The sequence below is a fragment of the Blastococcus sp. SYSU DS0539 genome (assembly GCF_054050855.1).
Genome location: NZ_JBJHAF010000005.1, coordinates 167,730 through 181,738 on the forward strand (window position 1 = coordinate 167,730; position 14,009 = coordinate 181,738).

A 14,009-nucleotide genomic window follows, 5' to 3' on the forward strand; every position below is an offset into this window, starting at 1 on the left:
CACGGTGGATCCGTACGTCGAGCCCGGGGGCTCCTGGCGGCCGTTCTGGACGGTCACCGGGGCCCTCGGGCTCTTCCTCGTCTGGGACCTCGTGCTGCCCGGCCCCGACGTCCCCCCGCTGCTGTGGCTGGTCGCCCTGGTCGCGGTGCCGGGCACCGTCGCGCTCGGTTGCCTGTCGGCCCGGCGGGTCTGGACGGTGCGGGTCGACGCGGACGGGCTGGCCGTCGGCCGGGAGCAGGTGCCGCTCCGCGACGTCGACGGCGCCGCGCTCCGGGACACCGGCCAGGGCGTGGACGCCGGCGCGCCGGTGCTGGGCGGCGGCGGCTGGTCGCTGCCCCGCGGCCGCACCGGCCTCCCGCTGCGGCTGAACGACGGACGCACCGTGCTGGTGCCCACCCGCGACCCCGCCGCGCTGCGGGCCGCGCTCCTGGCCGGTGTGCGCCATGCCTCTGACCGGTCCCGGGGAACAGAGGGGACACTGGGTCCGTGACCTCGCTGGACAGCTCGCCCTACACCTACGAGGCCCCCGTCTCGGCCGGCCTCTTCGCCCGCGGGCAGGAGATCACCCCCGGTGGCGTGAACTCGCCCGTCCGCGCCTTCCGCGCCGTGGGCGGCACCCCGCGCTTCATGGTGGAGGGCTCCGGTCCCTGGATCACCGACGCCGACGGGCGGCGCTACGTCGACCTGGTCAGCTCGTGGGGCCCGATGATCCTCGGGCACGCACACCCCGCCGTCGTCGACGCGGTGGCCACGGCGGCCGGGCGGGGGCTGTCGTTCGGCGCCCCGACCGAGGGCGAGCTCGACCTCGCCGAGGAGATCCGCGACCGGGTGGCGCCCGTGGAGCGGGTGCGGCTGGTCAACTCCGGCACCGAGGCGGTGCTCTCGGCCGTCCGGCTGGCCCGCGGCACCACCGGCCGGCCGCTCCTGGTCAAGTTCGCCGGCAACTACCACGGCCACGTCGACGCGCTGCTGGCCTCGGCCGGCTCGGGCGTCGCCACGCTCGGGCTGCCGGACACCCCCGGGGTGACCACCGGTGCGGCCGCCGACACGATCGTGCTGCCCTACAACGACGTCGCCGCCGTCGAGGCCGTCTTCGCCGAGCGGGGCAGCGAGATCGCGGCCGTCATCAGCGAGGCCGCCGCCGGCAACATGGGCGTCGTCCCGCCGCTGGACGGCTTCAACGCCGAGCTGCGCCGGATCACCGCCGCGCACGGCGCGCTGCTGATCCTCGACGAGGTCATGACCGGCTTCCGGGTGTCGCGCTCGGGCTGGTACGGCCTCGACCCCGTCGACGCCGACCTGTTCACCTTCGGCAAGGTGATGGGCGGCGGGCTGCCCGCGGCCGCGTTCGGCGGCCGCGCCGACCTGATGGCCCACCTCGCGCCGAGCGGGCCGGTCTACCAGGCAGGCACGCTGTCGGGGAACCCGGTCGCGGTCGCCGCCGGGCTGGCCACCCTGCGGAACTGCACCGACGACGTCTACGCGCACTGCGACGAGGTGTCCGCCGTGCTGCGTGGCGCCGCCAGCGCGGCGCTGTTCGCCGAGGGGGTGCCGCACCGCGTGCAGCAGGCCGGCAACATGTTCTCGATCTTCTTCGTGCCCGACGAGCGCCAGGTGCGCGACTACGACGACGCCCGCACCCAGGACGTCGACCGCTACACCGCGTTCTTCCACGCGCTGCTCGCCCGCGGGGTGTACCTGCCGCCCTCGGCGTTCGAGGCCTGGTTCGTCAACGCGCAGCTCTCCGGGGAAGCCCTGGACCGGGTGCTCGAGGCGCTCCCCGCCGCGGCGCGGGCCGCGGCCGAGGTGGCGACCCACCGCACCGGCGCGCTGGACAGCGAGCGGTCCTCATGAGCCGGACGACCGTCGTCCACCTGCTCCGGCACGGCGAGGTGCACAACCCCGGCGGCGTGCTCTACGGCCGGCTGCCCGGGTTCCGGCTGTCCGCCGCGGGGGAGGACATGGCCCGCCGCGCCGCGGACTGGTTCGCCGGGCACGACGTCACCCACCTGGTGTCCAGCCCGCTGGAGCGGGCGCAGCAGACCATCCGCCCGCTCGCGGAGGCCACCGGGCTCGAGGTGGTGATCGACGAGCGGATCATCGAGGCGGGCAACGCCTTCGAGGGCATGGTCGTCGGCGGCGGGGGCGGCGTCTTCCGGGCCCCGCGCAACTGGTGGAAGCTGCGCAACCCCTTCCAGCCCTCCTGGGGCGAGCCGTACGTGGCGATCGCGGCGCGGATGCTCGCCGCCGTCGAGGCCGCCCGCGACGCCGCCCGCGGGCACGAGGCCGTGCTGGTCAGCCACCAGCTGCCCATCTGGGCCACCCGGCTGCACGTCGAGGGCCGCCGGTTCGCCCACGACCCGCGCCGCCGGGAGTGCTCGCTGGCCAGCGTCACGTCCCTCACCTACGACGGCGACCGGCTCGCGGGCGTCTCCTACGCTGAGCCGGCCGGCGCCACCGATCCCGACGCGGTGCCGGGCGCATGACCACTCCACGGGATCGCTCCGCCGGCGTGCTCCGTCTCCGCGGGAACCCCGGTCGGCGGGTGCTCGCGGCCGCGCTGACGGCCGCTGCGCTGCTCACCGGGTGCAGCACCGGCGCCGACGCGGTGCAGGTCAACAACGGCGGGGAGTTCCGGTTCGTCGCCGGCACGCCGCGCGGTGAGGTGATCCCGGAGGCCGAGCGGGCCGCGGCGCCGGAGTTCGCCGGCACGCTGCTCGGCGGCGGGGAGTTCTCCTCCGCCGAGCTCGACGGCGACATCGCGGTGCTCAACTTCTGGGGCTCCTGGTGCGCGCCCTGCCGGGTGGAGACGCCGGAGTTCCAGGAGGTCTACGCCGACGTGCGGGACCAGGGCGTGCAGTTCCTCGGGCTGAACGTCAAGGAGACCAGCGACCAGTTCGCGCTGGCCTTCGTCGAGCGCTTCGGCATCGAGTTCCCCTCGATCTACGACCCGCGCGGCGAGGTGGCCCTGGCCTTCCGCGACTACCCGGCGACGGCGATCCCGTCGACCGTCGTGCTGGACCGGGAGGGCCGGGTGGCCGCCGTCTTCACCGCCGAGGTGTCCCAGGAGGACCTGCGCAGCACCCTCGACCTGCTGCTGGCGGAGGTCTGACCGTGGGGGAGACCTTCGCGGGCCTCGTCACCGACGGCCCGCTGCTCGTGGCGGCGGCCGTGGCCGCGCTGGTCGGGCTGATCAGCTTCGCCTCGCCCTGCGTGCTGCCGCTGGTCCCCGGCTACCTGTCCTACGTCACCGGCCTCGTCGGCAGCGGCTCCCGGGTGCCGGCACCCACGCCGGCGTCCACGCCGGCGTCCGCGCCGGCGTCCGTGCCCGCCGGAGAGGGCGCGGGCAGCACCGCCACCGCGGTGCGTGCCCCGGCCGACGAGCGCGCTCCGCGCGGCCGCGTGGTGCTCGGCGCGGTGCTCTTCGTGCTGGGGTTCAGCGCCGTCTTCATCGCCTTCGCGACGGCGTTCGGCGGCCTGGGCCGGCTGGCCCTCCAGTACGCGCGGACCCTGGACGTCGTCTTCGGGCTGATCACCGTGGTCGTGGGGCTGGCCTTCCTCGGCTGGCTGCCGCTGCTGCAGCGCACCAAGAAGCTGGCGGTCCGCCCCGCGGCCGGGCTGGCCGGCGCCCCGCTGCTCGGCGTCGTGTTCGGGGTGGGCTGGACGCCGTGCCTCGGACCCACCCTGGGCGCGGTCTACTCGCTGGCGGTCAGCGAGGCCTCGGCCGGGCGGGGCGCGATGCTGGGTGTCGCGTACTGCCTGGGCCTCGGGGTGCCCTTCGTGCTGGTCGCGCTCGGCGCCCGCTGGGCGGTGGGGGCCACCACCTTCCTGCGCCGGCACGCCGGGGCGGTGACCCGGATCGGCGGCGTCGTCCTCGTCCTCATCGGGCTGCTCCTGCTCACCGGTGCCTGGTCGGAGATGATGGGCTGGCTGCGCTCCTGGCTCGCCGCCAGCGGCCTGGCGGAGACCTCGCTGTGAGCACCGTCGCCCCGCCGCGGCCGGCGACGCCGGTGCCGCCGGCCGGCCCGTCCGCGGGCCGCCGCCTCGGCGGCCTGCTGCTGCGCTGGTGGCGGCGGCTGACCGCCATGCGGACGGCGATCGTCCTGCTGTTCCTGCTCGCCCTGGCGGCGGTGCCCGGCTCGCTGCTGCCGCAGCGGTCGCTGTCCCAGAACAACGTCAGCCAGTACTTCGCCGAGCACCCCGACCTCGCACCGGTGCTCGACCGGCTCTACCTGTTCGACGTCTTCAGCTCGCCGTGGTTCGCCGCGGTGTACCTGCTGCTGTTCATCTCGCTGATCGGCTGCGTGGTGCCCCGGGCCCTGGAGCACGCCCGCGCGCTGCGCACCCCGCCGCCGCCCGTGCCGCGGAACCTGCTCCGGCTCCCCGACTCCGGGGAGCTGCGCAGCCCGCTGGGCGGCGCGGCCACCCTCGACGTCGTCGAGGAGGAGCTGCGGGTGCGGCGCTACCGGGTGGTGCGCCGCGACGGCGCTCGGGGCCCCGAGCTGTCGGCCGAGAAGGGCCACCTCAAGGAGACCGGCAACCTGGTCTTCCACCTCTCGCTGCTCGCGCTGCTGCTCGGCCTGGCGGGCGGGAAGCTGTGGGGCTACGAGGGCAGCATCCTGGTCACCGAGGACCAGGGGTTCTGCAACGCGTTCCAGCAGTACGACACGTACTCCGCCGGCCCGCTGGTCGACAGCGGCGACCTCAACGCGCTCTGCGTCGACCTCGACGAGTTCCGGGCCGAGTACGAGGAGAACCTCACCGCGGCCTCGTTCACCGCCGACATCCGCTACGGCGAGCCCTCCGCCGAGGGGCGGCCGACCACCATCGGTGTCAACGACCCGCTGCGGATCGACGGCGACCGGGTCTACGTGACCGGGCACGGCTTCAGCCCGACCTTCACCGTGACCGTTCCCGACGGGACCACCTTCACCGACCTGACCGTCCCGTTCCTGCCCAGCGACCAGCAGACGATGGCCAGCGAGGGCGCGCTCAAGCTGCCCGACATCCCCGGGCGGGACGAGCAGCTCGCCCTGGAGGGCTTCTTCGCGCCCACCGGCCTCGTCCAGGGCGGTGTGCTGACCTCGGTCGACCCGCGCCCGCTGGCTCCGCAGATCGCCGTCGTGGCCTACTCCGGCTACCTCGGCCTGGACTCGGGCTTGCCGCAGTCGGTGTACTCCCTGGACGCCGGCCAGATCGAGCGGGGCCGGCTCAGCGAGGTGGGGGCGGCGAACCTGTCGGTGGGCGAGTCCCTGGACCTGCCCGACGGGACCCGCATCACCTTCAGCGGGGCCAAGGAGTTCGCCGCCCTGCAGTACTCGCACGACCCCGGCCAGCTGTGGGTGCTGGGCTCCGCGATCGCCCTGCTCGCCGGCCTGCTCGGCATGCTGCTGCTCGCCCGGGAACGGGTCTTCGCCCGGGCCGAGCCCGGCCGGGACGGCGGCGGTACCGTGCTGACGCTCGCCTCGCTCACGCGGGGCGGCGGCGAGAGCGGCTCCCGGTTCGCGACCCTGTCCGACGACCTGCGGGACGCGCTGAGCGCCCCGTCCGCCCGCACCGCACCCGAACCGGAGGTCCCCCCGCGTGACTGACTCGTCGCTGGCCGAGCTGTCGGACAGCCTCTTCTCCGTGAGCGTCGCGCTCTACTCCGTCGCGCTGCTCGCGTTCTGCGCGCAGCTGGCGTTCGGCCGGCGGCTCACCGCCTCGCGCGAGCTGGTCGGCGCCGGGGGCGGCCCCGCCCCGCTGGAGCCTGCCCCCGCGGCGGACGCCCCGGTGGCCGAGACCCCGCGGGGCAACCGGTGGGGGCTGGCCGCGATCGCGCTGACGGTGCTGGGTGCGCTCACCCACGCCGGCATCCTGGTCACCCGCGGGATGGCCACCGACCGGCTGCCCTGGGGCAACATGTACGAGTTCGCCACGGCGGTCGTCCTGGTGGCGGTCGTGGCCTTCGTGGTGCTCGCGGTGCGCTCGCCGAACCTGCGGCACATCGGGGTGTTCGTGCTCGGCCCGGTCGTGCTGGCGCTCGTGGCGATCGGCCTCGGGCTGTACACGGAGGCGGCGCCGGTCGTGGCCGCGCTCCGCTCCTCCTGGCTGGCCATCCACGTCACCGCGGCCATCCTGGGCTTCGGCATCTTCATGGTCAGCGGCATCGCCAGCGTCCTGTACCTGGTGCGCTCCCGGCCGGGGGCCGACGAGGGCAGCGGGATCGTCGCGCGCCTGCCGTCGGCCGCGGCGCTGGACCGCGTCGCGCACCGCACCGCCGTGCTCGGCTTCCCCATCTGGACCTTCGCGGTGATCGCCGGGGCCATCTGGGCCGAGGCGGCCTGGGGCCGCTTCTGGGGCTGGGACCCGAAGGAGACCTGGTCCTTCGTCGCCTGGGTGGTCTATGCGGCCTACCTGCACGCGCGGACGACGGCCGGCTGGCGCGGCCGCCCGGCGGCCTGGGTGAACGTCGTCGGGCTGCTCGTCATGATCTTCAACCTGACGTTCGTCAACCTCGTCTCCAGCGGGCTGCACAGCTACGCCGGCGTCGAGTGACCCCCGCGCGGTGCCCCCTCGGGGGAACACCGCGGCGCGCATCGCGTGCGATTGCGGGTCCGCGTGCTTCCATGCCCCCATGGAGCTGACCAGCAGCGCATCGGCCCGCCGGGAGGCGCGGCGTGGGTAGGCACGCGGCGGCCGACGGGGCGTCGCCGCACCCGCTCGTCGTGGCCGCGCTCGCCGGCCGGGCGGCCGACGGCGCCGGTGCCCACCGCGGAAGCGGCCCGCAGGGCGCGGCGCAGGAGGGCGGTCTCGGCTGGCCGGGCGGCCCCACCCGTGAGGGCGGCGGCCTGGGCTGGCCCGGGGACGCCGACGGTCCGGCACCCGAGCCCGAGCCGGCCGGCGGCGCGGCGGAGTCGCGCGGGCGCCGCGGCTGGCGCCGGCTGTTCGGAACCGCGCGGGCGGCCTGAGCTCAGGCGGCCCGCGCGGGGAGCATCAGGCCGGGGAGCCGTCGTCCCGGCGTGCCCGGCGCTCGAGCTCGCGCAGGAACTCCGGGTCGTCGTCCGGGGCGACGAAGCGCACCGGGCCGCGCGGCCGCTGCGGCGGCCGCGCCGGACGGGCGCCCCTCTCCGGGTCGGCGTTCGCGGCGGCGCGCACCACCAGGCCCACGACCACCACTGCCATCACGAGAACCACCAGGAACAACACGGGCCCACCCCCTCGTCGGAACCCAGGGTACGTCCGCGGCGATACTCGGTGCCGAGAATCGGACGATCCCCGTGCCGGGGCAGGACGGAGAACTCCCATCGACGCCGTGGACCAGCAGCTCATCGACCTGCTGCGCGCCAACGGCCGCGCCAGCTACGCCGAGCTCGCCCGGCAGGTCGGCCTGTCCTCACCCGCCGTGCACGAGCGGGTGGGCAAGCTGGAGACCGCCGGCGTGATCACCGGGTACCGCGCCGTCGTCGATCCTGCGGCGGTGGGGCTGCACGTCACCGCGCTGGTGAGCGTCATCGAGAGCGACGCGGTCGACGACACCGGGATCGAGGCCGGCCTCCGCGAGATCCCGGCGGTCGAGGACTGCTGGCGGGTCGCCGGCAGCGAGGGTTACGTGCTCAAGGTGCGCGTGACCGACATCCCGGCACTCGAAGCGGCCATCGACGCGTTGAACCGGATCAGAGGGGTCGCACGCACGAGGACGACGGTCGTTCTCTCGACCAAGTGGGAGGGCCGTCATGGCTGAGAACAACCCGACCGGCAGTACCCCGGTGGGCCCGGGGGGCGGCGCCGCCACCCCGCCGAAGGTGCTGCCGTGGCTGCTGGTCTACACCGTCGGCCGGTTCGCGATCGCCGCCGCGCTGGTGCTGATCCTCTGGTGGGCGGGGCTGGGCAGCTTCCCCGGCCTGCTCTTCGGGCTGCTGCTGTCGATGCCGGTGTCCTACCTGCTGCTGCGCCCGTCGCGGGAGCGGCTGAACGAGGCGCTCGCCGCCCGCAGCGTCGCCCGGCGGGCGGCCAAGGAGGACCTGCGCGACCGGCTGAGCGGCACCGGCGGACAGTAGCCGCTCAGGAGAGGGCGAGGCCCGCGCCGAGCAGCACGCCGGTGACCAGGGTGAGAAGGCCGGTCGCCTGCAGCACCGCGATCAGCGCGGGCCCGCGGGCACCGGAGAGCACGGTGCGGATCGGCGACAGCGCCAGGGGAGCGGCGGCCAGGCCGAGCAGCGCCCACGGCCGGGTCAGCCCGACGGCGGCGACGACCACGAACGGCACGACCAGGAGCGCCGCGAAGGCGATCCGGGTGGCGCGGTCGCCCAGCAGCACGGCGAGGGTGCGCTTGCCGACCTGCTCGTCGCCCTCGATGTCGCGCAGGTTGTTGACCACCAGGATCGCCACGATGAGCAGGCCGACCGGCACCGACACCGCGAACGCCAGACCGGGCAGGGTGCCGGTCTGCACGAACGTCGTCCCGACGACGGCCACCGGCCCGAAGAAGACGAAGACGAAGACCTCGCCGAGGGCCCGGTAGCCGTAGGGCAGCGGGCCACCGGTGTAGGTCCACGCGGCGGCCATGCAGACCGCGCCGACGGCGACCAGCCACCAGCTGGACAGCGCCGCCAGCGCCAGGCCGGTCACCCCGGCGACCGCGAAGGACAGCAGCGCCGCGCCCAGCACCTGGCGGGGAGCGGCCGCCCCGGAGCCGACCAGCCGCATGGGGCCGACCCGGTCGGCGTCGGTGCCGCGCCGGCCGTCGGAGTAGTCGTTGGCGTAGTTGACCGCCACCTGCAGGGCGAGGGCGACCAGCAGCGCGAGCAGCGCCGGGACGAGCCGGAAGCCGTCGAGGGCGACGGCGGCGCCGGTGCCGACGAGCACCGGGGCGAGCGCCGCGGGGAGCGTGCGCGGGCGGGCGCCGGCCAGCCACTGGGCGGGGGTGGCCATGGTCAGTGCGCTCCCTGGGGGATCGATGCGGCGACCGCGCGGCGGTCGGGCTTGCCGGTGTGCAGGAGGGGGACGGCGGGGACGAGGTGCAGCTCGCGCGGGGCGGCGGGCGCGCCCAACCGCTCGCTGACCCACGGCCGCAGCACGGCCAGCTCCGGGGTGGCGCCGGCGGAGGGGACGACGGCGGCGACGACGCGCTGGCCCCACTCCGGATCGGGCCGGCCCAGGACCACCGCGTCGGCGACGTCGGGGTGCTCGCGCAGCGCCGCCTCGACCGCGGCCGGCGCCACGTTCACCCCGCCGGTGATGACGACGTCGTCGAGCCGGCCGTGCACGGTGAGCCGTCCGCCGGCGTCGAGGGTGCCGGCGTCGCGGGTGCGGAACCAGCCGTCGGCGAACGCCGCCGCGGTCGCCTGCGGATCGCCGCGGTAGCCGAGGGCCAGGGTCGGCCCGGAGAGCTCGATGCCGCCGTCGGCGACGCGCACGCCGACGCCGTCCAGCGGCCGGCCGTCGTAGACGCAGCCGCCGGCGGTCTCGGTCATCCCATAGGTGGTGACGACGCCGACCCCCTCGGCGCGGGCGCGGGCCAGCAGTGCGGGATCGGCGGCAGCGCCGCCGACCAGGATCGCGTCGAAGGCGCGCAGGGCGCCGGGCTCGCCGTCGAGCGCGCGCCGCAGCTGGGTGGGGACCATCGACGTGTAGCGGCGGGTGCCGGCCGGCATGCGGGCGACGGCGTCGGCCAGCGTCTCGCCGGCCCCCAGCCGGGTCGCCGGCCGCCCGGCCAGCGCGCTGCGGCAGAGCACCTGCAGCCCGGCGACCGCCGACGCGGGCAGGGTGAGCAGCCAGCTGCCGGGCCCGCCCAGCCGGTCGTGGGTCGCCTCCGCCGAGGCCCGGACCGCGCCGGCCGGCAGCAGCACGCCGCGGCCGCCCCCGGTCGAGCCGGAGGTGAGGACGACGAGGTCGGCGCCGGGTTCCAGGGGCTCCTCGGGACGCAGCACCGCGCGGGCCGCGTCGACCACCGCGGGCGGGCCGGCCGGCAGCACGGCGAGCGGGCGGGCGCTGTCGAGGGCGGCGCGGAGGTGGTCGTCGGTGAGCTCGGCCGCGGGCACCAGGGTGAGCCGCCGGCGTGCGCCGCCCCCTCCCGTTCCCGCCACGACGCCCAAGCCTACGACGCTGCCGATCTACGCTGACCGGCATGACCGCCGCCCCCGCCGCCGCTCTCCCGGCGGGGATGACCGAGCTGGCCGTCTACGAGGTGCCCATGCGCACCCGGTTCCGCGGCATCGACGTCCGCGACGGCGTGCTGCTGCGCGGCCCGGCCGGCTGGGGCGAGTTCTCGCCGTTCTGGGACTACGACGCCGCCGAGAGCCGCCGCTGGTGGGCCTCGGCCGTGGAGTCGGCCGTCGAGGGGTGGCCGGCGCCGGTGCGCGACGCGGTGCCGGTCAACGTCACGGTCCCGGCGGTCGGGCCGGAGCGGGCGCACGCGATCGTCCGGGCCTCCGGCTGCCGGACGGCGAAGGTGAAGGTCGCCGAGCCCGGGCAGCCGGCCGCCGACGACCTGGCGCGGGTGGAGGCGGTGCGCGACGCCCTCGGCCCCTCCGGCGCGATCCGGGTGGACGCCAACGCGGCCTGGGACGTGGACACCGCCGTCGCCCGGATCCGCGCGCTCGACCGGGTGGGTCTGGAGTACGTCGAGCAGCCGTGCGCGACGCTCGACGAGCTGGCCGCGCTGCGCCGCCGCATAGAGGTGCGGATCGCCGCCGACGAGGTGGTGCGGCGCGCCGACGACCCGCTGCGGGTGGACCTGCGCGAGGCCTGCGACGTCGTCGTCCTCAAGGTGCAGCCCCTCGGCGGCGTGCGGGCGGCGCTGCGGGTCGCCGAGGCGCACGGGCTGCCGTGCGTCGTCTCCTCGGCGCTGGAGTCCTCGGTCGGCATCGCCGCCGGCGTCGCGCTGGCCGCAGCCCTGCCGGAGCTGCCGTTCGCCTGCGGGCTGGCCACGGTCGCCCTGTTCGCCGACGACGTCAGCGGTGCTCCGCTGCTGCCGGTCGACGGCGCGCTGCCGGTGGGCCCGCGCGAGCCCGACCGGCTGTCCGCCGTGGCCGCGGGCCCGGGGACCACGGGCCGCTGGCTGGCCCGGATCGCCGAGGTGCGGGCCGCGTGAACCCCGCCACCGCCTTCGCCCGCGTGCTGGTCGACGAGCTGGTGCGCGGCGGCGTCACCGACGCCGTCCTCTCGCCCGGCTCCCGGTCGGCTCCCGTGGCGCTGGCCCTGGCCGCGGCCGAGCGGGACGGCCGGCTGCGGCTGCACGTGCGGATCGACGAGCGCACCGCCGCCTTCCTGGCGCTCGGGCTGGCCAAGGCGGCCGGCCGGCCGGTGCCGGTGCTGACCACGTCGGGGACGGCGACCGCGCACCTGCACGCCGCGGTCCTGGAGGCCGACGCGAGCGGGGTGCCGCTGCTGGCGCTGACCGCCGACCGCCCACCGGAGCTGCGGGCCACCGGCGCCAACCAGACGATCGAGCAGGCCGGCCTGTACGGGGCGGCCGTGCGCTGGGCGGCCGACGTCGGCGTGCCCGAGGCGGGGCGCGAGGAGGCCCAGAACCGGTACTGGCGGTCGCTGGTGGCCAAGGCGCTGACCGTGGCCGCCGGCACGCTGTCGGCCGACCCCGGCCCGGTGCAGCTGAACCTCGCGCTGCGCGAGCCGCTGATGCCCGACGACGAGCTCCCGGCCGAGCTCGCCGCGCCCTGGGCCGGCCGCCCCGGCGGGCAGCCGTGGACGGCGGCCGAGCCGTCGGCGGGGTGGGCGGCGCGGGCCTCCCGGCTGCCGCCGCGCACGCTGGTGATCGCCGGCGACGGGCCGCTGCACGCCGTTCCGGGGCTCGCGGAGGGCTCCGCCCGGCCGGTCGTCGCCGAGCCGAGCAGCGGGCTCTGGGGCCGGCCGGGCAGCGTGCGCGGCGGCGTCCTGGCGCTCGGCGCGCCCGACTGGCTGGCCGCGCACCGGCCCGAGCGGGTGCTGGTGGTGGGCCGGCCGACGCTCTCCCGGCCGGTCGGCGCGCTGCTGGCCGACCCCGCCGTGACGGTGGAGACGGTGAGCGCCTCCCCGCGGTGGGCCGACGCCGGCCGGTCGAGCAGCCGGGTCGCGCGGCTGTTCGCCGGCGCCGACCCCGAGGACCCGGTCGACGCCGCCTGGGCGGCCGCCTGGCACGCGGCGGGTGACCGGATCGGCGCCGCTGTCGACGCGGCCCTCGACGCGGCGCCGGCGCTGACCGCCGCCCGGCTGGCCCGCGACGTCGTCGCCGCCCTGCCCGCGGGCGCGCTGCTCGTGCTGGGGTCGTCCACCCCCGTGCGGGACGTCGACCGGTTGGCGGTGCCGCGCGCCGACGTCACCGTGCTGGCCAACCGCGGCGTCGCCGGGATCGACGGCACGCTCTCCACCGCCGTGGGCGCGGCGCTGGTGCACGGCGGACCGGCGTTCGCGCTGATGGGCGACCTGACGTTCCTGCACGACCTCACCGGGCTGCTGCTCGGCGAGGGGGAGCGCCGTCCGGATCTCACCGTGGTCGTGCCGGACAACGACGGCGGCGGGATCTTCGCCCAGCTCGAGCCGGGGCAGGACCGCTACGCCGCGGACTACCGCCGGGTGTTCGGCACCCCGCACGGCCGGGACCTGGTCGCGGTCGCGGAGTCGCTGGGCTGGCCGGCGACGCGGGTGTCGACGCCGGCCGAGCTGGCGGCAGTCCTGGGTCTGGCGGGGCCGCAGGTCGTCGTCGTCCGCACCGACCAGCGCGCCGAGGCGGCGCTCGCCGCCGACCTGCGCGTCGCGGCGGCGACCGCGCTGGCGACCTGAGCTCAGCCCTCGAGCGCGGCCTGGAAGGCGGCGAACTTCGACTGGGTCTCGGCCAGCTCGGCGGCCGGATCGGAGCCGGCGACGATGCCGCACCCGGCGAACAGCCGCGCGCCGTCGTCGCCGACCAGCTCGGCGCAGCGCAGCGCGAGCCCGAACTCGCCGTCGCCGGCCGCGTCGATCCAGCCGACCGGACCGGCGTACCGGCCGCGGTCCATGCCCTCCAGCTCGCCGATCAGCGCGGCGGCGTCCGGCGTCGGGGTGCCGCAGACCGCCGCCGTGGGGTGCACGGCCCCGACCAGCTCCAGCAGGCCGGCGGAGCCGCGCTGGGTGCCGACGACGTCGGTGGCCAGGTGCCGGACGTTGGCCAGCGTGAGCAGCTCCGGCTCGGCCGGTGCCGTGAGCTCCCGGCAGTACGGCTCCAGCGCGCGCACCAGGGAGTCGACGGCGAGCGCGTGCTCGGCGCGGTCCTTCCCCGAGCCCATCAGGGCGGCGGCCAGCCGCTCGTCCTCGGCGCCGGCCCCGCGCGGCGCCGTTCCGGCCAGCACGCGGGAGGACAGCTGCCGGCCGGTGCGGCGCAGCAGCAGCTCCGGCGTCGCGCCGAGCAGCCCGTCGACGGCGAACGTCCAGCAGCCGGGGAAGCGCGCGGCCAGCCGGCGCAGCATCCGCCGCGGGTCGAGCGGGACGTCGGAGGAGACCAGCAGGTCGCGGGCGAGCACGACCTTCTCCAGCTCGCCGGCGTCGATGCGGGTGACGGCGGCGGCCACCGCGGCGCACCAGCTGGCGGGGTCCAGCGCGCCGTCGGCGTAACGCAGCCGGGGTGCCGGGCCGTCGTCGGCCGGGGCGTTCCCCGGCAGGTCCGGGGCGGCGCCGAGGGCGGTCACCCAGCCGACGCCGTCGCGTCGTCCCACCACGACCTCGGGGACGACGAAGACCGACGTCCCGGCGGCCGGGTCGAAGGCGATGCCGGCGAACAGCACCGGGCCGGTGCCGGGCACCTCGAGCTCGTCCGCGACGTCCAGGCCGGCGGTGTACTCGTCCCACCACTCGGCGGCGTCGGCCAGCGCGCGGGGGCCGGAGACCTCCAGCCGCGCCGCCTCGCCCCAGCCGACCAGGCCCTCGCCGTGGCGGACCCACGAGAGGCCGCCGGTGGCCGGGAGGAGGTCGAGCAGCGCGGCGGCGGCGTCGGACCGGACCGTGGTGACGGTGCGGGACGCCGCTGCCGGGGAGGTCAGGGCGGCCGCGGTCACGGC

General features: G+C 76.9%; 16 protein-coding genes. 12 read left to right on the top strand and 4 right to left on the bottom strand.

The genetic code is table 11. The annotated features are described in order from the left end of the window. The first annotated feature begins 4 nt into the window (after window positions 1–4). From ACI790_RS08500 to ACI790_RS08535, 8 genes are all read left to right on the top strand, one after another. Window positions 5–490 carry a hypothetical protein gene (locus tag ACI790_RS08500; protein WP_456569358.1) on the top strand — a complete coding sequence of 162 codons (486 nt, stop codon included), beginning with the start codon at window positions 5–7 and terminating at the stop codon, window positions 488–490. After that, window positions 487–1,854, top strand: coding sequence for a glutamate-1-semialdehyde 2,1-aminomutase (hemL, locus tag ACI790_RS08505; RefSeq protein ID WP_456569359.1), 1,368 nt, complete (start codon window positions 487–489; stop codon window positions 1,852–1,854). The genes ACI790_RS08500 and hemL overlap by 4 nt, the downstream gene beginning before the upstream one ends. Continuing rightward, window positions 1,851–2,486: a histidine phosphatase family protein gene (locus tag ACI790_RS08510; protein ID WP_456569360.1), complete on the top strand. Its 636-nt coding sequence runs from the start codon at window positions 1,851–1,853 to the stop codon at window positions 2,484–2,486. The genes hemL and ACI790_RS08510 overlap by 4 nt, the downstream gene beginning before the upstream one ends. After that, on the top strand, window positions 2,483–3,112 hold the full coding sequence (locus ACI790_RS08515; protein WP_456569361.1) for a TlpA family protein disulfide reductase: 630 nt from the start codon (window positions 2,483–2,485) through the stop codon (window positions 3,110–3,112). Before ACI790_RS08510 ends, ACI790_RS08515 begins: the two co-directional genes overlap by 4 nt. A 2-nt stretch (window positions 3,113–3,114) precedes the next feature. Beyond that, the gene (locus ACI790_RS08520) at window positions 3,115–3,978 is read left to right on the top strand and encodes a cytochrome c biogenesis CcdA family protein (RefSeq protein ID WP_456569362.1); all 864 of its coding nucleotides are present in this window, start codon (window positions 3,115–3,117) and stop codon (window positions 3,976–3,978) included. Beyond that, window positions 3,975–5,591 carry a cytochrome c biogenesis protein ResB gene (resB, locus tag ACI790_RS08525; RefSeq protein WP_456569363.1) on the top strand — a complete coding sequence of 539 codons (1,617 nt, stop codon included), beginning with the start codon at window positions 3,975–3,977 and terminating at the stop codon, window positions 5,589–5,591. Before ACI790_RS08520 ends, resB begins: the two co-directional genes overlap by 4 nt. Continuing rightward, entirely contained in the window at window positions 5,584–6,537 is a 954-nt protein-coding gene (gene ccsB, locus ACI790_RS08530; RefSeq protein WP_456569364.1) for a c-type cytochrome biogenesis protein CcsB, read from the top strand. The genes resB and ccsB overlap by 8 nt, the downstream gene beginning before the upstream one ends. A gap of 122 nt (window positions 6,538–6,659) precedes the next feature. Further along, complete coding sequence (locus ACI790_RS08535) at window positions 6,660–6,950, top strand: hypothetical protein (RefSeq protein ID WP_456569365.1); 291 nt, start codon at window positions 6,660–6,662, stop codon at window positions 6,948–6,950. Between the two features lie 25 nt (window positions 6,951–6,975). Here ACI790_RS08535 and ACI790_RS08540 read toward each other — a convergent pair whose 3' ends face one another. Further along, window positions 6,976–7,188 carry a hypothetical protein gene (locus tag ACI790_RS08540; protein WP_456569366.1) on the bottom strand — a complete coding sequence of 71 codons (213 nt, stop codon included), beginning with the start codon at window positions 7,186–7,188 and terminating at the stop codon, window positions 6,976–6,978. A 106-nt stretch (window positions 7,189–7,294) separates the two neighbouring features. Here ACI790_RS08540 and ACI790_RS08545 point away from each other — a divergent pair, with 106 nt between their 5' ends. After that, on the top strand, window positions 7,295–7,723 hold the full coding sequence (locus ACI790_RS08545; protein ID WP_456569367.1) for an Lrp/AsnC family transcriptional regulator: 429 nt from the start codon (window positions 7,295–7,297) through the stop codon (window positions 7,721–7,723). Beyond that, window positions 7,716–8,039, top strand: a complete 324-nt coding sequence (locus tag ACI790_RS08550; protein ID WP_456569368.1) for a DUF4229 domain-containing protein — start codon at window positions 7,716–7,718, stop codon at window positions 8,037–8,039. The genes ACI790_RS08545 and ACI790_RS08550 overlap by 8 nt, the downstream gene beginning before the upstream one ends. A 4-nt stretch (window positions 8,040–8,043) precedes the next feature. On the opposite strand, the gene ACI790_RS08555 is transcribed toward ACI790_RS08550, so the two are convergent. Both ACI790_RS08555 and menE read right to left on the bottom strand, forming a co-directional pair. Beyond that, entirely contained in the window at window positions 8,044–8,913 is an 870-nt protein-coding gene (locus tag ACI790_RS08555) for a 1,4-dihydroxy-2-naphthoate polyprenyltransferase (protein ID WP_456569369.1), read from the bottom strand. Between the two features lie 2 nt (window positions 8,914–8,915). Next, a complete protein-coding gene (gene menE / locus ACI790_RS08560) occupies window positions 8,916–10,067 on the bottom strand; it encodes an o-succinylbenzoate--CoA ligase (protein WP_456569370.1) in 1,152 nt (383 codons plus the stop codon). Between the two features lie 41 nt (window positions 10,068–10,108). Between menE and ACI790_RS08565 the strand changes: the two genes are divergently transcribed. Further along, on the top strand, window positions 10,109–11,074 hold the full coding sequence (locus ACI790_RS08565) for an o-succinylbenzoate synthase (RefSeq protein WP_456569371.1): 966 nt from the start codon (window positions 10,109–10,111) through the stop codon (window positions 11,072–11,074). Beyond that, window positions 11,071–12,759 (top strand): 2-succinyl-5-enolpyruvyl-6-hydroxy-3-cyclohexene-1-carboxylic-acid synthase, encoded by a 1,689-nt coding sequence (menD, locus tag ACI790_RS08570; RefSeq protein ID WP_456569372.1) that lies wholly within the window; start codon window positions 11,071–11,073, stop codon window positions 12,757–12,759. Before ACI790_RS08565 ends, menD begins: the two co-directional genes overlap by 4 nt. A 2-nt stretch (window positions 12,760–12,761) precedes the next feature. On the opposite strand, the gene ACI790_RS08575 is transcribed toward menD, so the two are convergent. Continuing rightward, a complete protein-coding gene (locus ACI790_RS08575; protein WP_456569373.1) occupies window positions 12,762–14,006 on the bottom strand; it encodes an isochorismate synthase in 1,245 nt (414 codons plus the stop codon). Window positions 14,007–14,009 lie beyond the last annotated feature (3 nt).